Source organism: Pseudomonas gingeri, from assembly GCF_013386115.1.
Classification (GTDB): Bacteria; Pseudomonadota; Gammaproteobacteria; order Pseudomonadales; family Pseudomonadaceae; genus Aquipseudomonas; species Aquipseudomonas gingeri.
In genome coordinates this window covers 745,847-771,411 of the sequence record NZ_JACAOR010000001.1, presented here as the reverse complement: position 1 = coordinate 771,411, position 25,565 = coordinate 745,847, and the positions used below count along the sequence as shown (strand labels likewise).

Genomic DNA, 25,565 nt, shown 5'->3' with positions numbered 1-25,565 from the left:
CGCTGGGTTTCCAATCTCCATGGAGGATGCTTGCAACGGCTGGAACCTGTCTGTCAGTCACATTCGGCAGGTTGGGGGAGTAAATGCTCCGCTTGGTGTGGGGATTTGAGGTGAGTGAGCATTTCATCATCGCTATCGTCCTCGACCGAGCCGCGATCGAGGAACAGGAACACCACGGCGGCCGTCAGTACGGTGATGGCGGTCAATACCAGCAGCAGGGTACTGAAAGCGGCACTGTAGCCCTGGGCCAATGCGGTGCGTCCGGCGGCGGGCAGCAGGTGTTCGGCGCCGCTCAGGTCGCCGGTCGCCAGGTGTTGCGCGGCGGCGACGATATTCGGCAGGGCATCGGCAGGCAGCGCGGCCAGGTTGCCGGCCGTGAAGGCCGAGAGCAATGCGGTCACCACGGCAATGGCCACGCCTTCACCGGCCACGCGAGTGGTGCTGAAAATGCCGGTGGCCATGCCCGCGCGTTCCTTGGGCACCACACTGACCGCCATGCCATCCATCAAGCCCCAGGGCAGGCTGATGCCGACACCGATCACCAGCATCGGCCAGGCCAACTGCCAGGCGCCGCTGCCCACCGGGACGTGACTCAGCCAGTACAGTCCCGCCGCACAGACCAGCAAGCCGCTGCCGCACAAGGTGGAGGGCGACAGCCAGCGGGTCAGGTAACCGGCGACAATCGGCAACACCAGCAGTGGCGCCGACAGGGCGATCAGCAACCAGCCGGCGGCGATTTCGCTCATGCCTTCGATGCCGACGAAGCGGATCGGCAGCAGGATCAGCAGCACCACGAAGGAGTAGGCCGGGGCCGCCGCCAGCAGTTGCACGCCGACAAAACGCGGGAAACGGAACAGCGACAGGTCGAGCATCGGTTGCGCGACACGCTGCTCGATCAGCACAAAGGCGACAAAGGACAGCAACGCGACGACGAACAAGCCCAGTGACAGCGGGTCGGTCCAGCCGCTTTCCGGCACCTTGAGGATGGCGAAGGTGAAGATGCCCAGCGCCCAGGTGAAGGTTATCGCCCCCGGCCAATCGATCCCGGCGGCCTCTGGATTGCGTGACTCTTGCATGCAGCGCGCGGCCAGGACCAGCGAGATGGCTGCCAGCACAGTGATCAGCAGGAAGATCAGGTGCCAGTCGAAGGCCTCGATGATCGCCCCGGCCAGCACAGGGCCGAAGGCCAGGCCGATACCGAAGCTGGCACCGACGAAGCTGAAGGCCCGGATGCGCCCCGGCCCGTCGAACACCTGCGCCAGCGCCGACATGCCGCCGGAGAAAGCGGCCGCCGCGGCCAGGCCCTGGGCTGCCCGCAGTATGTCGAACACCACCAGGTCGGGGGCGAAGGGCAGTGCCGCCGCGAGCACGGCAAAGGCGCTGGCGCCGCCGATAAAGACCTTCTTGCGGCCATAGCTGTCGGCCAGGGCGCCGGCGAGCATCAGGCAACTGCCGAAGGTCAGCATGAAGGCGTTGGTGACCCAGCTCAGTTCCATGGGCGAGCCGCCGAAGGCCCGGCCTATGGCCGGCAGGGCCACGGCGGCAGCGGTGAAGTTGAAGGGCATGGTGATGGCCGTGATGCACACGGCCAGCAAGATCAGGCGTTGTTGCAGAAGCGGAGTGGACATCGGTCGAGATCCTTGCGTCGGGCGAGTACCGCACCCGGGAAGTGAGCGTGACAGCGCCGGCGATCCGGTGGTTTACCGGGGCCGGCAGAACATGCAAGGATCTTAAAGAGCGAGTAATCGAGTTAAAAACGGTAAATATTCCGCCTATATCGGAATAAAAGGATCGAATGGGAGACGCAGGTGGATCGACTCAGTGGCTTGATGCCCTTTATCCGCACGGCAGAGTTGGGCAGTTTCGTTGCCGCGGGCAGGGCGCTGGGACTGTCGGCGTCGGCGGTCGGCAAGGGGGTGACCCGGCTCGAGCAACAGTTGGGTGTGCGGCTGTTCCAGCGCTCGACCCGCAGCCTCAGCCTGACCGACGAGGGGCGGGTGTTCCAGGAGCGTTGCCGGCGCATTCTCGATGACCTGGACGACGCCCAGGCGACCCTGTCGCAGTCCACGGAGGTTCCCCGCGGGCGCTTGCGGATCAGCATGCCGGCGGCCAGCTATGCGTTGTTCGAATCGGTGCTGATCGCGTTCATGGAACTGTATCCCGATATCGAACTGGACCTCGACTTCAGCGACAAGCTGGTGGACCTGATCGAGGAAGGCGTGGACATCGCCATCCGCAGCGGCGAACTGCCGGACTCGCGTTTGATGCGCCGTACCTTGCCCGGTGTGCAACCGGTGCTGTGCGCCGCGCCGTCGTACCTGGAGCGTCACGGCACGCCACTGACACCGGCTGACCTGGACGATCACCTGGCGGTGCGTTTCCGCTACTTCAAGAATGGCAAACTGCTGGATTTCCCCCTGCTGCGCGAGGAAGGCACGCGCGAGCCGCGGACCCGCACGGTGATGGTCAGCAACAACATGGAAATGGTCCGGGGGGCGCTGCTCAAAGGCTTCGGCCTGGGGACCATCCCCGACTTCCTGGCCCGCGAAGCATTGGCTGATGGCTCGCTGCGCTGCCTGCTGCATGGTTATCTGATCCCACCGGACACCATGAACATCGTCTGGCCCTCGAGCCGCCAGTTGTCGCGCAAGATTCGCGTGTTTGTCGACTTCATGTGCGAGCGCCTGGAACAGGAGGCCGCACAGTTACGGGCGACCATCGAGCAGGAATGTCTTTACTCGCTCAGGAGCGCCAGCGAGCTGGCCCGTTAGGGCCGATGCGTACCTGCGCGCCACGTCAGGACAGGCAGACGGGCATCGGGCGTCCATGGACGGGCGGAGTGAGCAGGTGCCGGGCCGGAGTGTCCAGGTGCTTGAAGTAGTCCACGGCGAAATCGACGAACAACTTCACCCGGCGCGGGAGCTTCTTGCCGCCTTCGGTGAGCAGGTGGAACTCGGTGGTCGGACACTGGTAATCCTCCAGCACCGCCACCAGGCGGTTTGACTGGATATCCTCGGCCACTTCCCAGGCCGACTTCCAGATGACGCCCAGGCCTTGCACCGCCCACTGGCGCAGGGTGAAGCCGTCATTGGCCAGGCGATTGCCCTTGACCTGCACCGTGGTGGCGGCGCCTTTCTCGAAGAAGCGCCAGCGATCCAGGGCGAAGTCGGCGCGCAGTTGCACCAGGCAATTGTGTTCCAGCAGGTCCTCGGGAGTACGCGGGGTGCCGAAACGCGCCAGGTACGCCGGAGAGCAACAGACCATCTGCCGGTCGAACCCCAGGGGGCGGGCGATCAGCGAGCTGTCCGGCAGGTCGCCGAAGCGAATGGCGATATCCGAGCCCGACTCGACAAAGTCCAGCAGCCGGTCGGTGAAGAACAGGCGAATGCTGACATTGGGGTTCTCGCCGATAAAGGCGTCGACCAACTGGCTGATCCGCTGGCGGCCCAGGTCGGTGGGGCAGGTCAGGCCGATGGTGCCCAGCAGGTCGCTATGGCCGCTCTTGATGATGCTGTCGAGGGCATCGACCTCTTCGAGGATCTTCAGCGCATTCTCGAACAGGAGCTGCCCCTCGGGCGTGGGGCTCAGGCAACGGGTATTGCGCTTGAGCAGGCGCAGCCCATAAAACTCTTCCATGGCCTTGAGTCGACCGCTCATGGCGGCAGGCGACAGGCCCATCTGCCGACCCGCGGTGGAAAGGGAGCCTGTCTGCACCACCAGGCGAAACAGTCGCATGTCCTGCAAGCGATCAACCATGACTGAATCCACTGCTCGATGAATGTTTCTTGTTGTGGATGAAGTATCGGCTGTTTATTCAAGTGACGCTATTGTCTTTATGTTGTCCGAATAAATCGTATTTGTTGCGCGGCCCCGTGAAATGGGCTGTCTGGGCATTGGTGAATTTAATTCAAATGTGTTTTTTGTTGGCTTCACCTTTCGCTGAAGTTGAAAAGTCAATTTTTCAAAGATGAATAGAAAAGCACGGCTGATTGTTAATAATGGAGACCCGGGCTGATGACAAAAACATAAGAAAGAGGGTTTATGTATGCGTGTGCATTATCAGGAAGTCGCCCATTCGGCCAACCTGGCGGGCGAGTTCAAATCGGCCATGGGGCGCTTCGCCGCGTCGATCACCCTGGTCACCACGATCGATGCCGAAGGGCTGCCCCACGGCCTCGCCGCCACGGCGTTTTCCTCGGTGTCCATGGATCCGGCCTCGGCGCTGATCTGTGTCAATCGCAACGCCAGTGCCTCGCCGATCATCAAGCGTTCCGGGCTGTTCTGCGTGAACATGCTGCAAAGCCAGCATGAACCGATCTGCCGGATCTTCAGCCAGCCCGACTTGCGCGAACGGCGCTTTGTCGAGGGTGAATGGAAGACCGGTATCCATGGTATCCGCTATCTGGCCGACGCCCAGGCGGCGATCTTCTGCGAAGTGGTGCGGGAAATCGAACACGGCACTCATACGGTGATGATCGGCAATGTCATCGATGTCATGACCCAGCCATTGGAACAACCGCTGCTGTATATGGGCGGACGCTATCGGGAGTTGCGCGGTTAGTTGTCAGAATGATGCTCGATCTTATAACAATCAAATAATAAGCGGATGTGGGTATGAATAATCAGTTGCTGGCGAAAACACGCCTTGGCGGTGTGCTGCCCAAGTGGATCGGTGTGGACAGCAGTGTCGCCGGCCCCTTGCTCGGACTGTTGTTGTTATGCGTGGTGTTGACGGTCTTCACAGACAACTTCCTGAGTGTGAGCAACCTGCTCAATGTACTGGACCAGGTCACGGTGCTCGGCATCATGGCCCTGGGCATGACCCTGGTGATCCTCATCGGCGGTATCGACCTGTCGGTGGGCGCGGTGCTGGCGGTGGCGATCATGGTCATGAGCTGGCTCGGCCAGGCTCTCGGCGTGCCGATGTGGCTGGCGATGCTCGCGGCCCTGGTGGTCGGCGCGGCTTGCGGCGCCACCACCGCGTTGCTGGTGGTAAGAGCCGGGCTGCCGTCGTTTATCGCGACGCTGGCGATGATGTCGGTGGCCCGCGGCCTGGCCTATATGGTCACCGATGGCGCCCAGGTCAGTGGTTTTCCCGAATGGTTCAGCAATCTCTCGGTGATCCGCTATGGCGGCGTGCTGTCGCTGACGGTGCTGTGTTTCCTGCTGCTGGCCCTGTTGTTCTGGTTCGTGCTGCGTTTCACCGTGGCCGGCCGCAGCCTCTACGCCATCGGCGGCAGCGCCAAGGTGGCGCGACTCGCGGGCATCCGGGTCAAGGGCTACACCAGCGCCGTGTACATCCTCTCCGGCATCTGCGCGGCACTGGGCGGAATCATCATGACCTCGCGCCTGGACACTGCCGGCGCCGGTGCGGGCGTCGGCTATGAGCTGGACGTGATCGCCGCCGTGGTGATCGGCGGCGGCAGCCTCAAGGGCGGCGCGGGCAGCGTGGTCGGGACCCTGGTCGGGGTGCTGATCATCGGCGTGCTGCGCAACGGCCTGAACCTGGCGGGCATTTCACCCTTTGTGCAGCAGGTGGTGATCGGCGCGGTGATCGCCTTCGCGGTGATGCTCGACCTGCTCAAGCGCAAGGGCGATTGAGGCGATGTCGCCGCTCTTCCCGATTTTCTCCAGAGCCGATAACAAGAAGGATAAAGACATGAATCGTTCCGCGTTTGTGCTGCGTTCCCTGTGGTTGCCGCTGTTCGCCTGCCTGCTGTCCAGTGGCGCTCACGCCCAGGGCAAGGCCGTGGACCAGATCACCGTGGGGATGTCGATCCCGAGCCTGCAATGGGTGTTCTACCTGATGGTGCGTGACGGCGTGATGGAGCAGGCCAGCGGTATGGGGATCAAGAAGGTGCTGGTCTCCGATGCCCAGGCCGATCCGGCGCGGCAGGTCAGCCAGATCCAGGACATGCTCAGCAAGGGTATCGATGTGCTGCTGTACACCGCCACCGGCAGCGCCGCCTCGGCCGTACCGGTACGCCTGGCGCGGCAACAGGGCGTGCCGGTGGTGTGCGTCGACAACTTTCCGAAAAACGTCGAGTGCGATGCCTATATCTCCACCGACAACCTCGCGGCGTCCGGCGAACTGGCCCGGCAGATGATCAAGCTCACCGGTGGCAAGGCACAGATCGGCCTGCTCCAGGGCACCCTCGGCGACTCCACCGAAGTCACCCGTGCCAAGGGCTTCGACGCGGTGCTGACGCAGGCGCCGCAGATGAAGATCGTCGACAGCAAGCCCACCGACTGGCTGCAGGACAACGGCTTCAAGGTGGCCCAGGACATGTTGCAGAAGAATCCACGGATCGACGTGTTCCTCGGCCGTTCCGATGCCCCGGCCCTCGGCGCCGCCCAGGCGGTCAAGGTCGCCAATATCGATCACAAGATCTGGGTGTTCGGTTATGACGGCCTGCCTTCGGCCCTGGAAGCGGTGCGCGACGGCAAGATGGACCTGACCATCACCCAGCAGGCGGTGGAGATGGGGCGCACCGCGCTGCGCACCGCCGTGGATCTGCAGCAGGGCAAGAGCGTGGAGAAAACCCAGTTGCTGCCGGCCTTTGTCACCACCCGTGAAAACGCGGCCGCCTTTCTTGAAAAGCACCCTTGAACTGCCGGAGGAGAGCTTGTGATGCACGCGATCGAGCCTTCGGGCCAAGCCGTTCAGGAGCCGCTGTTCAGGGCCTGCAACATCGGCAAGTCATTTCATGGGGTGCGGGTGCTGGAAGACATCAGCCTCGCTATCGGTTACGGCGAAGTGGTCGCTCTGCTGGGGGAGAACGGGGCCGGCAAATCGACCTTTTCCTCCATCGTCGCCGGCGCCCAGGGACCGTCGAAGGGCAGCATGTTCCTCGCTGGCCAACCCTATGCCCCGGGTGGGCCGGCCGAGGCCATGGCGCTGGGGGTCAATATGATCCACCAGGAGATCCACCTGTTGCCGGAACTCAGCGTGGCGGAGAACGTGTTTCTCGGCCACCTGCCGACCCGTGGCGGGCTGGTCGACCGTGGGCACATGTACCGCGAGACGGAAAAGCAGCTGCAACGCCTGGGCCTGGATATTTCCCCGGATACCCTGGTCGGCCAGCTGAAGATTGCCGCGCAGCAACTGGTGGAAATCGCCCGGGCGCTGACCTTGAACTCGCGCCTGCTGATTCTCGACGAGCCGACCGCGGCCCTGGGCAAGGAGGAAACCGACCTGCTGTTCCGGCAGATCGAGACGCTCAAGGGCCAGGGCGTGTCGTTTATCTATATCAGCCACCGCATGGATGAAATCGCCCGGATCGCCGACAAGGTGGTGGTCATGCGCGACGGCTGCCTGATCGCCCGTCATGACAGCGGCGCGGCGGATGTCGGCCTGCTGGTCTCGCAGATGGTCGGGCGTTCCATCGAGCGGCTGTTTCCGGCGCTGCCCGAGCCGACGGAAGAGCTGGTGCTGCGGGTCGAGCGGCTGTCGGACCGGGCAGGGCGCTTCGCCGATATTTCGTTCGCGGTACGTGCCGGGGAGATCTTCGGGATTGCCGGTATCGTCGGGGCCGGGCGCACGGAGGTGGTCCAGGCGATTGCCGGACTGAGCCCACTGGCCGCCGGCAGTGTCCGGGTCGCTGAGCAGGTCTTGCCGGGCAACGATGTGGCGGCGGCAATCCGCGCCGGGGTGGTGCTGATTCCCGAGGACCGCAAGGCCGAAGGCGTGGTGCTTGGCCAGACCATCGCCGAGAACCTGGCCTACTGCAACCTGGACCGCCTCAGTGCCTGTGGGGTCATGGACAACGGTCGGGTCATGGCCTTTGCCCTGGAGCGAATTGCCGCCCTGGGTATCAAGGGCCAGGCACGGCAGACCCTGGACAAACTCTCGGGCGGCAACCAGCAGAAGGTGGTGATCGCCAAGTGGGTGGCGCGGGGTCCGAAGGTGATCATTCTCGACGAGCCGACCCGGGGCATCGACATGGGCGCCCGCGCGGCGATCTATGAACTGATCGTCGAACTGGCGAGAACCGGCGTGTCGGTGATCGTGGTCAGTTCCGACCTGGATGAAGTGATCGGCCTGTCCCATCGGGTCATGGTCATGGCCCGCGGGCGTGCCCAGGGTGTCCTGCAGGGCCGACAGATCGCCCCCGACCGCATCATGACCCTGGCCACCGCCTAGAGGAAGTTTCAGCATGTCCCATCCTTATCAAGCCTTGCCTTACCCGCCCTTTGCCCAGCTGCTCGATCTGCGCGGCAAGACCGCGGTGGTCACCGGCGGCAGCAACGGTATCGGCTTTGCCATCAGTCGGCGCCTGGCCGAAGCCGGGGCCAGCGTGCTGATCGGCAGCCTGGCGCCCGAGCGCAGCGAAGAGCTGACGGAGGCGGGCCTGGCGGTGTCGTTCATGGCCTGCGACGTGCGCTACCCGCACGATATCCAGCGCCTGGCCGATGCCGCGGTCGAGCGCTACGGCAGCCTGGATATCTGGGTGAACAACGCCGGTATCTACCCGCTCAGGAATATCGACGAGATCGACGTGACCTTCTGGGACCAGTTGCAGGCGATCAATACCCGTGCGGTGTTCCAGGGGGCGCAGGCGGCACAGCGGCAGATGCGCAAGCAGGCGAGGGGCGGCAGCATCATCAACCTGTCCTCGATCTGCGGCCATCGACCCATGGCCAATCACTGCGCCTATGACACGTCCAAGGGCGCGGTATTGGCCATGACCCGCAGCCTGGCGAAGGACCTCAGCGCGTTCGGCATCCGGGTCAATTCATTGTCGCCGGGGCTGACCGCCACGCCCGGCAACCTGGAACCGGAGCTGCTGGAACAGCATCGGCAGAACAACGTCCTGGGGAACATTCCCCTGGGGCGTCCGGCCGAGCCTTTCGAGATCGCCAATGCGGCGCTGTTCCTCGCGTCGCCCATGGCGTCGTACCTGACCGGGGTCGACCTGCTGGTCGACGGCGGGTGGCTGCTGCACGGCAGTTGACCGCCCCGCAAGCATGGCGGTGCGACACCTGAGGCCGTCGCGCCAGCCCCGATTCGCTTCATTGCTTGAACACCGCGCCGGGCGGTGCGGGGCTTTGCATGCCCGCAAAACCGTCCCGGTGTGAAAAACGTCATGGCGCGAACCCCGGTTCGTCCCGTGGCGCTCATTGAAAACCGCAGGAGAACGACATGAAACTTGCCATGTTCATGCAGCCGCTACACCACAAGGGCTGGGACTATCACGAGATGTACGACCAGGACATCGCCTGCGCCGTGCATGCCGACGCCGTCGGTTTCGACGAGCTGTGGGTGGGCGAGCACACCTCGCAGCGCACGGAGCCGGTGACCAACGCCCTGCAGTTCCTTTCCACCCTGATTCCGCTGACCCGACGCATGAAGCTGTGCACCGGCGTGCTGAATCTGCCGCATCACTTTCCGGCACGCATCGCCGCCGACGCCGCGATGTTCGACCACATGGCCAAGGGGCGTTTCATCATGGGCATCGGCCCGGGCGGCCTGGCCTCGGACTTCGAGGTCTTCGGCAGCAACGGCAAGGACCGTGGGCAGATGATGGTCGAATGCTACGAGATGATCCGGGCCATCTGGGGCAGCAATGCGCCTTATGCGTTTACCGGCGAGCACTTCCAGGTCAGCCTCAAGGACTCGGTGAACCATGAACTGGAAATCGGCTACATGCCGACGCCATTCCAGAAGCCCTTCCCGCGGGTCGCGACTACCGCCATGAGCCCGTTCTCCAGCACCGCGAAGCTGGCCGGAAGCAAGGACTGGGACCTGATGTCGGCCAACTTCAACCCCACGGCCACCGTCGCCTCGCATTGGCAAGCCTACTGCAAGGGAGCCGAGGAGGCCGGGGTCAAGGCCGATGCCAACAACTGGCGGGTGGCGCGCTCGGTGTTCGTCGCCGACTCCCAGGCCCAGGCCGAAGACTACCTGGCCCAGGACAGCTGCACCCTGCGCCGCTACTTCGACTACATGATCGATAACCTGTCGAGCAACAACTACACGAAGATCTTCAAGACCCGCCCGGACATGACCGACGAGGAAGTGACGGTGGATCACTGCATCCGCGAGATGGTGATCTACGGCGACGTGAACTCGGTCACCGAGCAACTGGTGGCGTTCAGCGAGCAGACCGGGCCGTTCGGCACCTTGATGACCACTTTCCACGAGTGGGATGACGAGGCGCTGTGGCGGCGCTCGATGGAGCTGACGGCGCAGCAGGTCATGCCGCGCCTGAACGACTACATGACCCCGCGCCTGAAAGCGCAGTAACCGGCCGGCTGCCGGAGTCCGTGTGCGGCCGCGCGCCTGAGCGCCGCGGCCGATTTTTCCGTGATATGTCTGGACACTACCCATGACTGATTTGACAAGACAAGGCCTCGACCCGCGGCCATCGTCCGTGCAGGACGACGCGGCTTTCCAACTGACCGCGCAGGAACTGGCCCGCTTGCGGGACAAGGCGCAATTCATTCGCCTGGAAACCATCCGCCTGATCGAGATCGCCAAGGTCGGCCACTACACCTCGGTGTTTTCCGCCGCCGAGCTGTTCGCCGCGCTGTATTACGACGTGATGGACCTGCGCCATGGCGAACCGAAATGGCCGGATCGCGACCGCTTCATGATGGGCAAGGGCCACGCCGCCGTCGGGCTGTTCCCGGTGCTGGTGGAGTGGGGTTTCTTCGACCAGTCGATCCTCGATAACTACACCCGCCTGGGCAATCCCCTGGGCGACCACCCGGACATGCGCAAGGTGCCGGGCGTGGACTTTTCTTCCGGTTCCATCGGCCATGCCTTGTCCGGTGGACTGGGCATGGCCCTGGCCGGGCGCATGCTGGGCCAGTCGTTCAACACCTTCGTCATGCTCGGCGACGGCGAGATGCAGGAAGGGCAGGTGTGGGAGGCGGCCCTGGGCGCGGCCCACCATAAGGTCCACAACCTGTTCGCGATCATCGACCGAAACGGCTTCCAGCTCGACGGCAGCGTCGACGACGTGATCGGCATCGAGCCGCTGGCGGACAAGTGGATCGCCTTCGGCTGGGAAACCCATGTGGTGGACGGCCATGACCTGGCGACCCTGACCCCGCTGTTGCGCCGGCTGAAAGCCGACACCCAGCGTACCCGACCGGTATGCATCATCGCCAATACGGTCAAGGGCAAGGGCGTGTCCTACATGGAAACCGAGCCGGGCTGGCACCTGGGCTATCTCGATCCCGAAGATGCACAACGTGCCGTCGAAGAAATCAAAAGCAAGGTCATCTAAGCCATGAACAACGCACCTCAGTCGAGCAACTCCTGGCAGTACCGTGAACTCAACGAGCAGACCCCCAGCCTCAATGCCTTGTCCGATGCGCTGATCGAACTGCTCGATCAGGGCCATCCGGTGGTCGCCGGTACCGCCGACCTGCAGTACTCCAACGGCTTGTCGAAATTCGCCGGACTGCACCCCGAACGTTTCGTCCAGTTCGGCATTTCCGAGCAGAACATGGTCTCGGCGGCGGCGGGGATGGCAGCGGTCGGCATGCAGCCGTTTGTCGCCACCTTCGCTTCGTTCCTGCCGTTGCTGTGCTGCGAGCAGATTCGCATGGACGTCGCCTATTCGGCGCTGCCGGTGCGCCTGATCGGCCACCATGCGGGGATTTCCCTGGGCTTCTATGGCACCTCCCACCACGCCACCGAAGACCTGGCGATCATGCGTGCGATCGCCGATCTCACTATCGTCGCGCCAGCCGATGGCAACCAGCTCAAGGCGGCAATCCTGGCCTCGGTGCATCATCCGCAGCCGATCTACTTCCGCATCCAGCGCGGGCGCGACCCCGTGGTGTACGAAGAAGTGCCTGCGTTCGTCTTCGGCAAGGCCACGGTGCACCTCACCGGTGCCGAGCTGACCATCATCGCCACCGGTTCCACCGTGCACCCGGCGCTGGAAGCGGCGCGGGCACTGAATACGGCGGGGCGTTCGGTTGGCGTGATCGACATGACCACCATCAAGCCGCTGGACCGCGAGGCGGTATTGACCGCGGCGCGCAACAGCCGGGCAATTCTCACCGTCGAGGAACACAACATCATCGGCGGGCTGGGTGGGGCGGTGTGCGAGGTGATTGCCGAAGAGGGCATCGGCGTCAAGGTGCGCCGTCACGGGATCTACGACGAGTACAGCCTGATCGCGCCGCCGACGCACCTGTACCGGCACTATCGCCTGGACGCGGCGGGTATCGAGAGCGTGGCGCGGGAAGTGCTGGGCTGATCATCCGATCGTTCCCACGCCGCGGCGTGGGAACGATCACCTCAATACGGCCGGGGGTTTACCACTGCACGTCCGTGCTTTCGATCCACTCCAGGATCGATTCGCGCTTGGGCTGCCAGCCGAGCAATACCCGCGCATTCACCGCCCGCACACGACTGTTGGAACCGATGGCGAAGCGCGCCCAGTCACCCAGTTGGGCAATGGCCTCGTCGGCCGGCCAGCTCTGGATCCGTCCGCCATAACCCAGGGCCTTGCTGATGGCCGTGGCGATCTCGATAAACGAGGCCTCGCCGTTTTCCGCGAAGAACAGCGAAGCCGAGGGGGCCTTTTCGATCGCCAGGCGATAGAGCTCGGCCAGGTCCTCGATATGCACGTTGGACCAGCGATGCAGCCCGGCGCCCATGTAGGCGCCGGCACCATATTCACGGGACTTGGCATAGAGCTTGGGCAACTGGTCGCTCTTGACCGGCAGCCCGAGGGACTCGCCATAGATCATGGTCGGGCAGAACACGATGCTGCGAATACCGTCCTCGACGCCGGCGCGCCGTACCAACTGGTTGATTTCGACCCGGTCCTTGCGGATGTCCATCGGCGTGAACGGTGTTTCATCGGTAAAAATCTCGGCGCGCTCGTAGGCGCCCCGGGCATCGTCACCCACCACGCTGGAACCCGAGGTGTGCAGCAGGACCTTGCCGCTGCCGCGCAGGGCGTCGATAAAGGTCTGTACCGACCCCAGGTGGTCGGAGTTGGCGGCGTTGACCACCACATCGGCGGCACGCGCCTGCTCGGTGAGGATAAAGGCATCGTCCAGGGTGCCGAGCACGGGGGTGATACCGAGTTCCAGCAGGGCGTTGCGCTGATCCGGATTGCGCAGCAGCCCGCTGACCTGATGGCCAGCCTTGACCAGGTAGCTGGCCACCGAGCCGCCGATATAGCCGGTCGCGCCGGTAACGAAAATTTTCACTGAGATGTCCTCTTCTTGTCGTGGGGCCTGGCGCGGAAAAAAGCGCAGGCGCAGGTATTCCAGGTGCTGGAATCCATTCACGATACGATCCACCCCAGGTATGAGCTAGACTGCTGAAACTCCAATCATCTGTGAACTCGATTCATGCTCAATATCAAAGACATCAATCGCTCCGGCGAAATGGAAGTGTTCACCCGGGTGGTTGCGGCCGGCACCTTTTCCGAGGCAGCCCGCCAGCTGGACATGTCGCCTTCGGCGGTGAGCAAGTTGATCGCCCGCCTGGAGCAACGGCTCGGCGCGCGCCTGCTGCATCGCTCGACCCGGCGCCTGGAGCTCACCGCCGAGGGCGAGCGTTTCAACAGCGAGTGCCTGCGCATTCTCGAGCAGATCGACAACGCCGAGCGCGACGTGGCGAATGTCACCCGGCCCAGCGGGCTGATCCAGGTCAACGCCAACCTGCCGTTCGGCCTGCATTGCCTGTTGCCGTTGCTGCCGGACTTCCTCGCCGCCTATCCGGACATCACCCTCAATGTCGAACTGACCGATACCGTGGTCGACCTGCTCGAACGTCGCGCGGATGTGGCGATCCGCACCGGACCGATGAAGGAGTCGAGCCTGGTCCAGCGCCGGCTCGGCGAAAGCCGTCTGATCACCGTGGCGGCGCCGAGCTATATCGCCCGTTTCGGCAAGCCCGAGTCACTGGAGGCGTTGCATGGGCACAACCGCCTCAGCTTCGGTTTCCACCGCTACTCCCAGGCCTGGGTGTTTCGCGGCGACGAGGGCCAGCGCATCGAGATCGAGCCCCAGGGCAATATCCTCCTCAGCGACGGCGAGAGCATGCGCCAGTCGGCCTTGGCCGGACTGGGTATCGCCCGGCTGGCCAACTTCCATATCGGCGCCGATATCGAGGCCGGGCGCCTGGTGCCGTTACTGGAAACCTGGGACAGCGGGGAAAGCGAGGCGATCCACGCGGTCTTCATCGGCCCCGGACGGCAACTGCCCCATCGGGTGCGGGTGTTTATCGACTTCCTGCTGGAACGGATCGCCCCGCGCCTGTCCCAGGACTGAGCGGGCAACGCGGTTTTGCAAAAAGGCTTAATTCAGTCTTCGACAATTCTTGAAAATCCTTCGCCCGGCCCTGGGGCATGATGATCCGCACAAGAACAACCCAGGCGGATTTCATGGATTATCAACTGACCGGCAAGACGGCGCTGATCACCGGCGGCGCCACGGGGATTGGCAAGGCCATCGCCCACGGCTTCCTGCTTGAAGGGGCCAACGTAGTCATCAGCGGTCTGCTGGAAGAAGAGGTCGCCCAGGCCCTCGAAGAACTGGGGCCGCGCAGCAAGGGGCTGGCCGGCGACCTGACCCAGGCCGGCGTGCCCGAGCGACTGGTGGCCCTGGCCCGGGAATTCGGGCCCATCGACTTCCTGATCAACAACGTCGGTATCTTCGAGGTACGGGACTTTTTCGACACCGATGATGCCCGCTGGCTGCATTACTTCAACGTCAATGTCATGAGCGGCGTGCGCATGAGCCGCCTGGTGATGAACGACATGCTCAGCCGCGGCGAGGGTTCGGTGGTGTTCATCAGCAGTGAGTCGGCGGTCAAGCCGCAACCCTGGATGGTTCACTACGGCGCGATGAAAGCCTGCCTGCTGGGCTTGTCCCGGGCCCTGGCCGAACTGACCAGGGGCACGGCGGTGCGGGTCAATTCGATATTGCCGGGCCCGACCGCCACCGAGGCGGTGCGTCGTTATCACCGGGAGATTGCCGAAGAGAAGGGGATCAGCCCGCAACAGGTGGTGGCCGACTACTTCGACGAAACCGAGCCGACGTCGCTGATCCGGCGGATGATCGAGCCCGAGGAAGTCGCCCGCAGCGTTCTGCACCTGGCCGCCTCGCCGGCGCTCAATGGCATGGCGATGCGCGTGGAAGGCGGGACCATTCGCTCGATTCTCTGACGGTCGCGCGGGGTTCAGGCTCTGCCGAGCAGGGCCTGGGCGAAGTCGTCCGAGGAAATGAAGTCCATGGTCTTGCGCAACTGGAGGGTTTCTTCCGCGCCGAAGGCCTGTTCGAAGCGGCTCGACATCTGCCGGGAGACCAGCAGCGCCTCTTCGTACTTGCGCCGGCCTTCCTCGGTCAGCAGCACGCGACGACCGCGGCGGTCGAGTTCATCCACCTGCAACAGCACCAAGCCGTCGCGCACCAGCGGCTTGAGGGTATGGCCCAGCGCCGACAGGTCCATGACCAGGGACTGGGCCAGATCGCGCATGCGCGGTTCGTCGGAGCGGGCGATATGCGACAGCAGGGAGTACTGGGTGGCTTTCAGGCCGCAGGGTGCGAACGCCTCGTCGTAGATTTGCCCCAGGCGCCGGGACGCGCGGCGTACGGCACCGTTCGCGCAACTGCTGGCCTGTGGGCTGTCGGGACCGGGTGGTGCACATTTCAAGGGCTGATCACTCTCTTAAGGCTGGGTCGATGGGGTAATTATGCCTGCGACCGTCTCGAGAACAAGGTCTTTCATTCCCGAGGCGGCGATCTGGCCGATCACGTAATGATTCCATAATCCATGGATGCTTAAAGATCACTGCACAGATGACGGAAGGGCTCCTTCACCTCTGACACTGGATCTTCGACTGCGTTCTGCAAGAAATATACTTGCGTATGCCACTAAAATCTATATCGTGGCATATGCCTCTTTATGACCAGGATGTCAGTGCTGTTTGCCCGGGTTGAGGAGGGCGCGGGACGGGAGTAGAGCGCCGTATGAAGCGCCCCGCGAGCCTGCGTCATGCGCCTTCTTCACTGTCCAACCCCTTGTCTGGATCACCTCCATGCTGAGCCTTGTGCGCATTGCTTTGCGGCGCCCCTATACCTTTGTTGTACTGGCAATCCTCATCCTGATCGTCGGACCGCTCGCGGCCTGGCGCACGCCCACCGATATCTTTCCGGAAATCCGCATACCGGTGATCGCCGTGATCTGGCAGTACACCGGCTTGCCGCCGGACCAGATGGCCGGTCGGATCACTTCGCCTTTCGAACGGGTGCTGACCACCACGGTCAACGACATCCGCCATATCGAGGCGCAGTCGATGACCGGCTACGGGATCGTCAAGGTGTTCTTCCAGCCCGGGGTCAATATCAGTACCGCCAACGCGCAGCTGACTTCGGTGTCCCAGGCCATCCTGCGCAACCTGCCGCCGGGCACGGTGCCGCCGCTGATCCTCAACTACAGCGCCTCGACGGTGCCGATCGTGCAATTGGCGCTGTCGGGCAATGGTTTCAGCGAGCAGAAACTGGGCGACCTGGGCCTCAACACCGTGCGATTGATGCTGACCACGGTTCCCGGCGCGGCCGTGCCTTACCCGTTCGGCGGCAAGAGCCGCCAGGTGCAGATCGACCTGGACTCGGCGCGGATGCAGGCGCGGGGGCTTTCGGCGCAGGATGTCGCCACGGCCCTGGCGACGCAGAACGTGATCACCCCGGTGGGCACGCAGAAGATCGGCAGCTATGAATACACGCTGCAACTGAACAACTCGCCCACGGATTTCCATGACCTGGAGAACCTGCCGATCAAGACCGCCGATGGCACCACGGTGCTGATTCGTGACGTGGCGACGGTGCGTGACGGCAACCCGCCGCAGAGCAACATCGTCCACGTCAACGGCAACCGGTCGGTGCTGATTCCGGTGCTCAAGACCGGTTCGGCCTCGACCCTCGGGGTGATCGCCGGGATCAAGGACAAGCTGGCCGACAACAAGGCCGCCTTGCCGCCGAACCTGAATATCGACCTGATCGGCGACCAGTCGCTGTTCGTCCGTTCGGCCATCAGCGGCGTGGCCCGCGAGGGCCTGATCGCGGCGGCGCTGACCAGCCTGATGATCCTGCTGTTCCTCGGCAGCTGGCGCTCGACGGTGATTATCGCGGTGTCGATTCCACTGGCGATCCTGTCGTCGATTGTCACCTTGTCGGTGCTCGGCGAGACCCTGAACATCATGACCCTGGGCGGCCTGGCGCTGGCGGTGGGGATCCTGGTGGACGATGCCACGGTGACCATCGAGAACATCAACTGGCACCTGGAGCAGGGCAAGCCGGTGGAGCAGGCGATACTCGACGGGGCCGCGCAGATCGTCACGCCGGCCTTTGTCTCGCTGCTGTGTATCTGCATCGTGTTCGTGCCGATGTTCTTCCTCGACGGTGTCGCACGGTTCCTCTTCGTGCCGATGGCCGAGGCGGTGATCTTTGCCATGATCGCCTCGTTCATCCTGTCGCGGACCCTGGTGCCGACCATGGCCAACTACCTGCTCAAGCCCCATGTCCACGGGGATGACGGGCAGCCGCACGTGGCCCCCTCGAACAATCCGCTGGTGCGTTTCCAGCGCGGCTTCGAGGCGTGTTTCGAAACCCTGCGCGGGCATTACCACGGCGTACTGGACAGCGCCTTGCACCATCGACGCGTGGTCGTGATCGCGATGCTGGCTTTTGTGCTCGCCTCGTTCGCGCTGGTGCCGCTGCTGGGGCGCAACTTCTTCCCCGAGGTCGACTCCGGGCAGATCCTGCTGCATGTGCGGGCACCGGTGGGCACGCGGGTGGAGAGTACCGCGCAGCTGATCGCCGAGGTCGAGAAGTCGATCCGCTCGGTGATCGAGCCGGACCAGCTGGCGGCGCTGGTGGACAATATCGGCCTGTCCATCAGCGGCATCAACACCGCCTATAACAACACCGGTACGGTCGGCTCCCAGGACAGCGATATCCAGATCAGCCTGAAGGAAGGCCACAAGCCGACGGCCGACTATGTGCGTGAGTTGCGCGAGGTGCTGCCGCGGGAATTCCCCAATGCGGTGTTCTCGTACCCAGCCTCGGACATTGTCGGGCAGATCCTCAACTTCGGCTCCTCGGCACCGGTCAACGTACAGATCGCCGGCAACAACCTGGCGGCCAACTTCAGCTATGCCAGCCGCCTGCTGCGGGAAATCCGCCGGGTGCCCGGCGTGGTGGATGCACGGATCCAGCAGTCGCAGCAACTACCGACCTTCAAGATCGATGTCGACCGCACCCGGGCGCAACTGGTCGGCCTGACCGAGCGCGATGTCACCAACAGCCTGGTGGTCAACCTGGCCGGCTCCAGCCAGGTAGCGCCGACATTCTGGCTCAACAACGCCAACGGCGTGTCCTACCCGATCGTGTTGCAGACCCCGCAGTACAGCCTCGACAGCCTGGCCGCCTTGCACAACCTGCCACTGAGCGGCAGCGCCGGCGCGGCGTCCGACCAGACGCTGGGCGCCCTGGCGTCGATCCAGCGCAGCCATGGCAACTCGGTGGTGACCCAGTCGGATATCCAGCCGGTCGTGGAGATCCTCACGTCGATCCAGGGCCGTGACCTCGGTGGGGTAGCCGCCGATATCCAGAAGATCCTTGCGGCGCATGCCGGCGATGTTCCAACCGGTTCCAAGGTGCAGTTGCAGGGACAGGTGCAGACCATGAACGCGGCCTTCGGCGGGCTGCTGTTCGGCCTGCTGGGCGCCGTGGTGCTGATCTACCTGCTGATCGTGGTCAACTTCCAGTCCTGGAGCGACCCGTTCGTGATCATCACCGCGTTGCCGGCGGCCCTGGCCGGGATTGTCTGGATGCTGTTCATCACCCATACGCCCTTGTCGGTGCCGGCCTTGACCGGGGCGATCATGTGCATGGGGGTAGCCACCGCCAACGCGATCCTGGTGGTGAGCTTCTGCCGCGAGCGCCTGGCGGTCCACGGCGATCCGGTGAAGGCCGCCCTGGAAGCCGGCTTTACCCGCCTGCGGCCGGTGATGATGACCGCCATCTCGATGATCATCGGCATGGCGCCCATGGCCCTGAGCCTGGGCGAGGGCGGTGAACAGAACGCCCCCTTGGGCCGCGCGGTGATCGGCGGCCTGGGTTTCGCCACCATTGCCACATTGTTCCTGGTTCCACTGATTTTCAGTCTTGTGCACGGGCGTCGCCAGCACGCCACGCTTACGACCACCGTCACTCAAGGGGTTTGACATGTCCATCGACACCATCGTATCCAACCAGGGCCCGCGTCGGCGCTCGTCCCGTGGCCTGGTTGCACTCCTGCTGGGACTGGCCTTGCTGGTCGCCATCGTGGGCTTCGGCATCGCGGTGCGCGCCACCGAATCCCGCGACCTGAAGACCTGGACCAACACCCAGGCGCTGCCCAGCGTCAATCTGGTGACTCCGGGCGTGCAGCCCCAGGGACCGGTGCTGAACCTGCCGGGGCGACTGGAGGCCTATTCGCGGGCCTCGATCTTTGCCCGGGTCAACGGGTACCTGAAGTCCTGGAAAGTGGACATCGGCAGCCACGTCAAGTCCGGGCAACTGCTGGCCGAGATCGACACCCCTGAACTCGACCAGCAATTGCTGCAGGCCCGCGCCGACCTGGCTTCGGCCCAGGCCAATGCCACCCTGGCCGAAACCACGGCCAAGCGCTGGCAGGCGATGCTGGCTTCCGACTCGGTGTCGCGCCAGGATGTCGATGAGCGCACCAGTGACCTGACGGCCAAGCTGGCGAAGGTCAAGGCGGCCCAGGCCAATGTCGATCAACTGGTCGCGACCAGGGGCTTCCAGCGCCTGACCGCGCCGTTCGAGGGGGTGGTCACGGCACGCTCCACCGACGTCGGCGCCCTGATCAGCGCCGGCGGCAGTGCCGGGCGCGAGCTGTTCGCGGTATCGGATGTCAGCCGCCTGCGGGTTTATGTGCAGGTACCGCAGACCTTCTCGCCACAGATCCGCGTCGGTACCACGGCCCGGCTCACGGTGCCCGAGTACCGCCAGGAGGCGTTTACCGCCAAGGTGATCGCCACCGCCGACGCGGTGACGGCGGCGTCCGGCAGTACCCTGGTGCAACTGTTGGTGGACAACCCGGGCGGTCGCCTGCTGCCGGGTGGTTATACCAGCGTGCAGTTCGACCTGCCGGTGCAGGCCGATGTGCTGCGCCTGCCGGCCAGCGCCCTGGTGTTCGACGACCACGGCATGCGCGTGGCGACCCTGGATGCGAACAACCATGTGCTGTTCAAGACCGTCAGCATCGCCCGTGACTTTGGCGACACGGTGGAGATCGGCAGCGGCCTGGTGGCCAGTGACCGGGTGATCGATACGCCGCCCGATGGCCTGGCCGACAACGATGCGGTGCAAGTGGCCTACAACCCGTCGGAGGTCAAACCCCATGGCTAAGTCCCGTGTGCTGTGGTCATCGAGCCTGTGGCTGCTGGCGAGTCTCGGCCTGGGCGCCTGCTCGCTGGCGCCGGAGTTGAAAGTGCCCGCCACTCCGGTGCCCGGACAGTTTCACGATCAGGCGCCCTGGACGCTGGCGACGCCCGACGACCAGGCCAGTCGTGAAGACTGGTGGCGGATCTACAAGGATCCGCAACTGGATGCGATGCAGCAACAACTGCTGAAGAACAACCCCGACCTGAGCGCTGCGCTGGCCCACTACCTCCAGGCCCAGGCGTTTGTCGCCCAGGCCCGCTCCGGACTGTTTCCGACCATCGAGGGCATTGGCAGTGGCCAGCGCCTGCGGCAGTCGGACACGCGGCCGTTGCGTTCGAGCACCTCGCCGGACGTCTACAACTCCGCGACCCTGGGTATCGAGGTGGATTATGAGGTCGATCTCTGGGGCCGCGTGCGCGACACGGTCGCCGCCGGCAACAGCGAGGCGCTGGCCGCCAAGGCCGACCTGGCTTCGGTGCGCCTGAGCCTGCAGGCCCAGTTGGCGGACAGCTATATCCGCCTGCGCGGGCTCGACTGGCAGGACCAGTTGCTGCATGAAACCAGCGACGCCTATGCCAAGGCCTTGAGCCTGACCGAAGGCCTGCACGGCGGCGGTATCGTCTCCGGCCTGGACGTGGCGAGGGCGCGTACCCAGTTGTCGACGGTGAAGTCGCAGTTGACCCAGAACCTCGCCCAGCGGGCACTGATCGAACATGCCATCGCCGCGATGCTCGGTGAGTCGGCGTCGACCTACGCCATTGCCCCGAGCACCGCGCCTATCGCCCTGCCTGGCATACCGACGGGCGTGCCCTCGACACTGTTGCAGCGCCGCCCGGATATCGCCGCCGCCGAACGCCGGATCGCCGCGGCCAACGCACGGATCGGCGTGGCCCGCGCGGCCTGGTTCCCGGCCATTACCCTGAGTGCCCAAGGCGGCTACCAGAGCGACGAGTTCGCGCGCCTGCTGACCGCGCCGAACCTGTTCTGGGCCATCGGCCCCTCGCTGGTGACGACCCTGTTCGACGGCGGTGCGCGCCAGGCCCAGGTGGATATCGCCAGGGCGGCCACCGACGAGGCCGCCGCCAAGTATCGTGGGGTGGTGCTCGGCGCGTTCGAGCAGGTCGAGAACAATCTCTCGTTGATCGCCGGCCTGGGTAGCGCGCTGGACGACCAGCGCGACGCCGCCGCGGCCGCGCAGTACGCCCAGGACCTGTCCCTGGCACGCTATCGCCAGGGCGCTGTCGGATACCTTGACGTTGTCACCGCACAAGTCGCTTCGCTGCAGGCACAACGTTCGGTGCTCGAGTTGCAGACCCAGCAGTTGAGTGCCAACGTGGGCCTGATCAAGGCGCTGGGCGGCGGTTGGAACATCGCCCGGTTGAACGGTACAGCCGATGTCGCCGCCAATCGGGCCAGCGCAGTCGATACCGCAGTCATCCATTGAAACCAAGGAGTATTGAGCATGACCCACTCATCGGATTACCAGCCACCCAAGGTCTGGACCTGGATTACGGAGAACGGCGGGAAGTTTGCCAATATCAACCGGCCCATCGCCGGGGCAACCCATGACAAGGAGTTGCCGATCGGACGTCATCCGTTGCAACTGTATTCCCTGGCAACGCCCAACGGCCAGAAGATCACCATTCTGCTGGAGGAGCTCCTGGCCCTTGGTCACCAGGGCGCGGAATACGATGCCTGGTTGATCCGTATCGGCGACGGTGATCAGTTCGGCAGCGGTTTCGTGGACGTCAATCCGAACTCCAAGATTCCTGCGCTGATGGACCACAGCGGGCCGAAGCCGATCCGGATCTTCGAGTCGGGGGCGATTCTGCAATACCTGGCCGAGAAATTCGGCGCGTTCCTGCCGACCGAGCCCGCTGCACGCGCCGAATGCCTGTCCTGGCTGTTCTGGCAGATGGGCAGCGCGCCTTATCTGGGCGGGGGCTTCGGGCATTTCTACGCCTATGCGCCGACAAAGATCGAGTACGCGATCGACCGCTTTGCCATGGAAACCAAACGCCAGCTCGATGTGCTCGACAAGCGCCTGGCCGTCAGCGAATACATTGCCGGCGACGAGTACACCATCGCCGACATGGCGATCTGGCCCTGGTACGGTGGCCTGGCGAAGGGGCGGCTCTATGAGGCGGCGGAGTTCCTGTCGGTGCAGGATTACCGGCATGTCCAGCGTTGGGCCGATGCCATCGACGCACGTCCCGCGGTGCAGCGCGGACGGATGGTCAACCGCGTGTCCGGGGAGCCTTCCAGCCAATTGCGTGAGCGTCATGACGCCAGCGATTTCGCGACGCGCACTGAAGACAAGCTGGCTGCCGTGAGTCAGTGACACGATAGGGCGATAAAGAAAACCCCTTGCTCGCCCGGACAGGCGAGCAAGGGGTCGAGCAGCCTCAGTGAAGCTGGGGTATGGGGGTATCAGCGACCAGCGCCTCACGCCTGAGCATGATTTTCAGCGCTATCGGTGTCTCTTCGTCGTGGACGACGAGTAACCGCAGATCCAGCCAGGTGACACCCGACTGGCATGTCCAGGGGGCAAAGTAGTCAAGACTGAAGTCAAAGTACGGGGGTACCTCGACCCAGGTCTTGAACACGATTGCGCTGTAAGCCGCGTGCAGCACCGAACTCAGGCGAAAGCCATGTTTGGCGATGCTCGGCTGTCGATCAATGTCTACAGCTTCACTCCAGACATCGGCAGTGATAACAATCGGCAACTTGAGCAGTTCCAGTTGCTGTTGGGTACAAGCACTTGGTTTCATGGTTCTCTCCTGCAAGATGGAGCGCGGAGAGACACCGCACCCATACGGGGAGTGTTCCCCGCGCGGGTTGAAACGGTTTTGTAGCGAAACGCCTATCCTGTCCGGGCCCTACGGACTGCCGATCGATTGAAGCCGGTCGGCAGGCCAGCGGGGCTTCGGGTCAGAACATGTATTGAGCAAGGATGTGGTCGAAGCCGATCTTGAGGAGCGGAAAGAGCACACTTGCGACAACGATTCCCAGTTGCCAATAGACGAATCTGTTTTTCGACTTCAAGTCCTTGATGGAGGACTCGAGCAACGTGCTTTTTTCGTCGGTCAGGCTCTCCTGTTTCTTCATGGCGGCATGCAGGCTGTTGCCTTTTTTATCGATTGCGGAAAACACCTCGTCGCTCTGTTTTTCCACCAGCAACCGAAGGTCTTCGACCTGGTGGGTGATAGCGCGATTCAAGATGGCTATCTGCTCACTTTGCCGTTCGAGCAGGTTATGGAGTTGTGCGGTCTGTTCTTCGAACTGACTTCGAACCCCCCTGATCGAACCGCGCATCTCGCCGGCCACGTCCGAGATGGATTTTTTCAACTGGTTTTCGGTTCGCGCCAGATCGGGTTTCAGGGCAAGAATCTGCACGTCTTCCCGACAAGCCTCGGTAACGGCCCTGGCTTTCTCCGGTGGAACCCTGAGGGCTATCAGCGCGTCGTACAGCGACATTTTCAGGCTCATGGTGTCTCCTTGATCAAATGATTGACGGAGACACCCCCTGACGGCTGGTCTCCGTCAGGGTTGGCGTGGTGCATTCGGTCGGCGAGGGCGTCGACGACTGTTCGCGCTTGCGAATGCTGGGCGAACTTCGGGCGATCAATGCGCAATAAGCGCACCGTGGCCTTGAAGATCGCGACCACTTGGGCTGGTGCTGTCGATGACAGCTGACCAGATCAGATCATCCCTCCAGAGCGGCTGGACCGGCTAGTCAGCCACTTCCTTTCCTGTCATGGGAAAAGGCGTTCGGGGGCCTTTGCGTTCGATCAGGGCCTGTTTCTCAGGGAATCAGGCCGGCCATCCGATACGAGCCGATCAGCTGGTCATAGATCGCGATGTCGTTGCGTCCCCTCGACACCAGTTGTGCCCCCTGGATCGCGGCAAAGATCGACAGCGCCTGCTGCCTGAGGGCTTCGGGTTGCGCATCCGCCTGTTTCAAGACCAGCACCCGGGCCAGCCAGGCAATGTTGGCGTCCGTGAAGGCCTTCACTTCGACCTGCACTTCCGGCGGCAGGTCGTGGTGTTCGGCGGCCAGGATGCCGCACAGGCACATGCGGTTGCCGTTCTCCAGGGCGGCACGAAACACCGCCGTGTAGTTCTTCAGGACCGAGGAGGGATCCTGGGACGCCGCCAGGAACTGTTCGAAAAAGCCCAGGGCGTCTTCGGTATAACGCCGGGCCAGTGCGGCGCCCAGGTCGCCCTTGGTGGGGAAGTGGTAGTGGATGCTGGCACTCTTGATGCCGACGTCCTTGGCCAGTTCGCGAAAGCTCAAGGCGTTGTAGCCGCGAGCCTGTACCACCGCGCGCGCAGCTTGCAGGATGGTTTGTCGGGTGTCTGTGCTCATGAAAATTTTGCCTACCTATCGATAGATATACGTTGACAAGGGTATGCCGTTGCTCTCATTGTCTACCTTCCGATAGGTAGATGGCAATGGAGTCAAGAATGAAGATTTACGATATGCCCGGTTTTCCCAGCCCGTTGCGTGTTCGTGTGGCCCTGGCCGAGAAAGGCCTGGCCTCGCGGGTCGAGTTCATCCGCGTCGACGTGCCGGCCGCCGAGCACAAGCAGAAGGCCTTCCTGGAGAAGAACCCCACCGGCACGGTGCCGGTACTGGAGCTGGATGACGGCACCTGCCTGGCCGAATGCACGGCCATTACCGAGTACCTCGACAACCTCGACGGCAAGCCCACGCTCACCGGCACGACGCCGAAGGAGAAGGGCGTGATCCACATGATGCAGAAGCGTGCCGACGACCAGTTGATCGACGCCATCGGTATCTACTTTCACCACGCCACCGAGGGGCTCGGGCCGCAGTTGAAACCCTACAAGAGCCCCGAGTGGCAGGAGCGGGCGGTCTGGGGAGAAAGGAATCGCGAGAAGGCACTCAACGGCATGCGCTATTTCGACCAGGTCCTGCAGACCCGGCCGTACGTGGCTGGCGATCAATTCTCGATGGCGGATATCACCGTCTGGGCGGGCCTGGTCTTTGCCGGTTTTGCCCAGATTGCGATCCCGGAGGAATGCACGGCGCTGGCGGCCTGGAACGCCAGGGTCAGTGAGCGTCCCAGCGTGAAAAAACCGGCCTGATCGCGTCTGCGGTAAAGACG

Annotated in this window: 23 protein-coding genes; 16 read left to right on the top strand and 7 right to left on the bottom strand. The window is 63.6% G+C overall.

Annotated features, from left to right (window positions below; translation table 11 throughout):
- Positions 1-53: 53 nt before the first annotated feature.
- Positions 54-1,628 (bottom strand): MFS transporter, encoded by a 1,575-nt coding sequence (locus HX881_RS03185; RefSeq protein WP_017128536.1) that lies wholly within the window; start codon positions 1,626-1,628, stop codon positions 54-56.
- A gap of 180 nt (positions 1,629-1,808) precedes the next feature.
- On the opposite strand from HX881_RS03185, the gene HX881_RS03180 reads away from it, so the two are divergent.
- Complete coding sequence (locus HX881_RS03180) at positions 1,809-2,771, top strand: LysR family transcriptional regulator (protein WP_042936491.1); 963 nt, start codon at positions 1,809-1,811, stop codon at positions 2,769-2,771.
- Positions 2,772-2,796: 25 nt separating this feature from the next.
- Here the strand turns inward: HX881_RS03180 and HX881_RS03175 are convergent, their stop codons facing one another.
- Positions 2,797-3,756 (bottom strand): LysR family transcriptional regulator, encoded by a 960-nt coding sequence (locus HX881_RS03175; RefSeq protein WP_017128534.1) that lies wholly within the window; start codon positions 3,754-3,756, stop codon positions 2,797-2,799.
- Between the two features lie 289 nt (positions 3,757-4,045).
- On the opposite strand from HX881_RS03175, the gene HX881_RS03170 reads away from it, so the two are divergent.
- From HX881_RS03170 to HX881_RS03135, 8 genes are all read left to right on the top strand, one after another.
- Positions 4,046-4,561 (top strand): flavin reductase family protein, encoded by a 516-nt coding sequence (locus HX881_RS03170; protein WP_017128533.1) that lies wholly within the window; start codon positions 4,046-4,048, stop codon positions 4,559-4,561.
- Between the two features lie 53 nt (positions 4,562-4,614).
- Complete coding sequence (locus HX881_RS03165) at positions 4,615-5,601, top strand: ABC transporter permease (protein ID WP_017128532.1); 987 nt, start codon at positions 4,615-4,617, stop codon at positions 5,599-5,601.
- A 58-nt stretch (positions 5,602-5,659) separates the two neighbouring features.
- Positions 5,660-6,610, top strand: coding sequence for a sugar ABC transporter substrate-binding protein (locus HX881_RS03160; RefSeq protein ID WP_177082706.1), 951 nt, complete (start codon positions 5,660-5,662; stop codon positions 6,608-6,610).
- 21 nt (positions 6,611-6,631) lie between these two features.
- The gene (locus HX881_RS03155) at positions 6,632-8,143 is read left to right on the top strand and encodes a sugar ABC transporter ATP-binding protein (RefSeq protein WP_177082704.1); all 1,512 of its coding nucleotides are present in this window, start codon (positions 6,632-6,634) and stop codon (positions 8,141-8,143) included.
- Positions 8,144-8,156: 13 nt separating this feature from the next.
- A complete protein-coding gene (locus HX881_RS03150; protein WP_177082702.1) occupies positions 8,157-8,954 on the top strand; it encodes an SDR family NAD(P)-dependent oxidoreductase in 798 nt (265 codons plus the stop codon).
- Positions 8,955-9,142: 188 nt separating this feature from the next.
- Positions 9,143-10,246, top strand: coding sequence for an LLM class flavin-dependent oxidoreductase (locus HX881_RS03145; protein ID WP_177056761.1), 1,104 nt, complete (start codon positions 9,143-9,145; stop codon positions 10,244-10,246).
- An 82-nt stretch (positions 10,247-10,328) separates the two neighbouring features.
- Positions 10,329-11,234 carry a transketolase gene (locus HX881_RS03140; RefSeq protein WP_177082701.1) on the top strand — a complete coding sequence of 302 codons (906 nt, stop codon included), beginning with the start codon at positions 10,329-10,331 and terminating at the stop codon, positions 11,232-11,234.
- A 3-nt stretch (positions 11,235-11,237) separates the two neighbouring features.
- A complete protein-coding gene (locus HX881_RS03135; RefSeq protein WP_017128526.1) occupies positions 11,238-12,218 on the top strand; it encodes a transketolase family protein in 981 nt (326 codons plus the stop codon).
- Positions 12,219-12,276: 58 nt separating this feature from the next.
- On the opposite strand, the gene HX881_RS03130 is transcribed toward HX881_RS03135, so the two are convergent.
- On the bottom strand, positions 12,277-13,182 hold the full coding sequence (locus tag HX881_RS03130; RefSeq protein ID WP_042936587.1) for an NAD-dependent epimerase/dehydratase family protein: 906 nt from the start codon (positions 13,180-13,182) through the stop codon (positions 12,277-12,279).
- Between the two features lie 144 nt (positions 13,183-13,326).
- Between HX881_RS03130 and HX881_RS03125 the strand changes: the two genes are divergently transcribed.
- Complete coding sequence (locus tag HX881_RS03125; protein WP_103032494.1) at positions 13,327-14,250, top strand: LysR family transcriptional regulator; 924 nt, start codon at positions 13,327-13,329, stop codon at positions 14,248-14,250.
- 113 nt (positions 14,251-14,363) lie between these two features.
- Positions 14,364-15,146, top strand: a complete 783-nt coding sequence (locus tag HX881_RS03120; RefSeq protein ID WP_177082699.1) for an SDR family NAD(P)-dependent oxidoreductase — start codon at positions 14,364-14,366, stop codon at positions 15,144-15,146.
- Positions 15,147-15,160: 14 nt separating this feature from the next.
- Here the strand turns inward: HX881_RS03120 and HX881_RS03115 are convergent, their stop codons facing one another.
- Positions 15,161-15,634, bottom strand: a complete 474-nt coding sequence (locus HX881_RS03115) for a MarR family winged helix-turn-helix transcriptional regulator (protein ID WP_017128522.1) — start codon at positions 15,632-15,634, stop codon at positions 15,161-15,163.
- A gap of 385 nt (positions 15,635-16,019) precedes the next feature.
- Here HX881_RS03115 and HX881_RS03110 point away from each other — a divergent pair, with 385 nt between their 5' ends.
- The 4 genes from HX881_RS03110 to yghU are packed head-to-tail and all read left to right on the top strand — an operon-like array spanning position 16,020 to position 22,774.
- Positions 16,020-19,208, top strand: a complete 3,189-nt coding sequence (locus HX881_RS03110; RefSeq protein ID WP_177082697.1) for an efflux RND transporter permease subunit — start codon at positions 16,020-16,022, stop codon at positions 19,206-19,208.
- Between the two features lies 1 nt (position 19,209).
- A complete protein-coding gene (locus tag HX881_RS03105; protein WP_177082695.1) occupies positions 19,210-20,397 on the top strand; it encodes an efflux RND transporter periplasmic adaptor subunit in 1,188 nt (395 codons plus the stop codon).
- Entirely contained in the window at positions 20,390-21,877 is a 1,488-nt protein-coding gene (locus tag HX881_RS03100; RefSeq protein WP_017128520.1) for an efflux transporter outer membrane subunit, read from the top strand. Before HX881_RS03105 ends, HX881_RS03100 begins: the two co-directional genes overlap by 8 nt.
- A gap of 18 nt (positions 21,878-21,895) precedes the next feature.
- Positions 21,896-22,774: a glutathione-dependent disulfide-bond oxidoreductase gene (yghU, locus tag HX881_RS03095; protein WP_017128519.1), complete on the top strand. Its 879-nt coding sequence runs from the start codon at positions 21,896-21,898 to the stop codon at positions 22,772-22,774.
- Between the two features lie 64 nt (positions 22,775-22,838).
- Here the strand turns inward: yghU and HX881_RS03090 are convergent, their stop codons facing one another.
- The 3 genes from HX881_RS03090 to HX881_RS03080 form a co-directional block, all read right to left on the bottom strand.
- On the bottom strand, positions 22,839-23,204 hold the full coding sequence (locus tag HX881_RS03090; protein WP_177082693.1) for a hypothetical protein: 366 nt from the start codon (positions 23,202-23,204) through the stop codon (positions 22,839-22,841).
- A gap of 160 nt (positions 23,205-23,364) precedes the next feature.
- Complete coding sequence (locus HX881_RS03085; protein ID WP_177082691.1) at positions 23,365-23,922, bottom strand: hypothetical protein; 558 nt, start codon at positions 23,920-23,922, stop codon at positions 23,365-23,367.
- A gap of 316 nt (positions 23,923-24,238) precedes the next feature.
- The gene (locus HX881_RS03080) at positions 24,239-24,802 is read right to left on the bottom strand and encodes a TetR/AcrR family transcriptional regulator (protein ID WP_177082689.1); all 564 of its coding nucleotides are present in this window, start codon (positions 24,800-24,802) and stop codon (positions 24,239-24,241) included.
- A gap of 98 nt (positions 24,803-24,900) precedes the next feature.
- On the opposite strand from HX881_RS03080, the gene HX881_RS03075 reads away from it, so the two are divergent.
- Positions 24,901-25,545 (top strand): glutathione S-transferase family protein, encoded by a 645-nt coding sequence (locus HX881_RS03075; protein WP_177082688.1) that lies wholly within the window; start codon positions 24,901-24,903, stop codon positions 25,543-25,545.
- The last annotated feature ends 20 nt before the right edge of the window (positions 25,546-25,565 follow it).

What these genes read in the sequence shown, in the direction of transcription:
- HX881_RS03185 (WP_017128536.1), bottom strand. Translation starts at nt 1,628, where the DNA reads ATGTCCACTCCGCTTCTGCAACAACGCCTGATCTTGCTGGCCGTGTGC.
- HX881_RS03175 (WP_017128534.1), bottom strand. Translation starts at nt 3,756, where the DNA reads ATGGTTGATCGCTTGCAGGACATGCGACTGTTTCGCCTGGTGGTGCAG.
- HX881_RS03170 (WP_017128533.1), top strand. Translation starts at nt 4,046, where the DNA reads ATGCGTGTGCATTATCAGGAAGTCGCCCATTCGGCCAACCTGGCGGGC.
- HX881_RS03165 (WP_017128532.1), top strand. Translation starts at nt 4,615, where the DNA reads ATGAATAATCAGTTGCTGGCGAAAACACGCCTTGGCGGTGTGCTGCCC.
- HX881_RS03160 (WP_177082706.1), top strand. Translation starts at nt 5,660, where the DNA reads ATGAATCGTTCCGCGTTTGTGCTGCGTTCCCTGTGGTTGCCGCTGTTC.
- HX881_RS03155 (WP_177082704.1), top strand. Translation starts at nt 6,632, where the DNA reads ATGCACGCGATCGAGCCTTCGGGCCAAGCCGTTCAGGAGCCGCTGTTC.
- HX881_RS03150 (WP_177082702.1), top strand. Translation starts at nt 8,157, where the DNA reads ATGTCCCATCCTTATCAAGCCTTGCCTTACCCGCCCTTTGCCCAGCTG.
- HX881_RS03145 (WP_177056761.1), top strand. Translation starts at nt 9,143, where the DNA reads ATGAAACTTGCCATGTTCATGCAGCCGCTACACCACAAGGGCTGGGAC.
- HX881_RS03140 (WP_177082701.1), top strand. Translation starts at nt 10,329, where the DNA reads ATGACTGATTTGACAAGACAAGGCCTCGACCCGCGGCCATCGTCCGTG.
- HX881_RS03135 (WP_017128526.1), top strand. Translation starts at nt 11,238, where the DNA reads ATGAACAACGCACCTCAGTCGAGCAACTCCTGGCAGTACCGTGAACTC.
- HX881_RS03125 (WP_103032494.1), top strand. Translation starts at nt 13,327, where the DNA reads ATGCTCAATATCAAAGACATCAATCGCTCCGGCGAAATGGAAGTGTTC.
- HX881_RS03120 (WP_177082699.1), top strand. Translation starts at nt 14,364, where the DNA reads ATGGATTATCAACTGACCGGCAAGACGGCGCTGATCACCGGCGGCGCC.
- HX881_RS03110 (WP_177082697.1), top strand. Translation starts at nt 16,020, where the DNA reads ATGCTGAGCCTTGTGCGCATTGCTTTGCGGCGCCCCTATACCTTTGTT.
- HX881_RS03105 (WP_177082695.1), top strand. Translation starts at nt 19,210, where the DNA reads ATGTCCATCGACACCATCGTATCCAACCAGGGCCCGCGTCGGCGCTCG.
- HX881_RS03100 (WP_017128520.1), top strand. Translation starts at nt 20,390, where the DNA reads ATGGCTAAGTCCCGTGTGCTGTGGTCATCGAGCCTGTGGCTGCTGGCG.
- yghU (WP_017128519.1), top strand. Translation starts at nt 21,896, where the DNA reads ATGACCCACTCATCGGATTACCAGCCACCCAAGGTCTGGACCTGGATT.
- HX881_RS03090 (WP_177082693.1), bottom strand. Translation starts at nt 23,204, where the DNA reads ATGAAACCAAGTGCTTGTACCCAACAGCAACTGGAACTGCTCAAGTTG.
- HX881_RS03085 (WP_177082691.1), bottom strand. Translation starts at nt 23,922, where the DNA reads ATGAGCCTGAAAATGTCGCTGTACGACGCGCTGATAGCCCTCAGGGTT.
- HX881_RS03080 (WP_177082689.1), bottom strand. Translation starts at nt 24,802, where the DNA reads ATGAGCACAGACACCCGACAAACCATCCTGCAAGCTGCGCGCGCGGTG.
- HX881_RS03075 (WP_177082688.1), top strand. Translation starts at nt 24,901, where the DNA reads ATGAAGATTTACGATATGCCCGGTTTTCCCAGCCCGTTGCGTGTTCGT.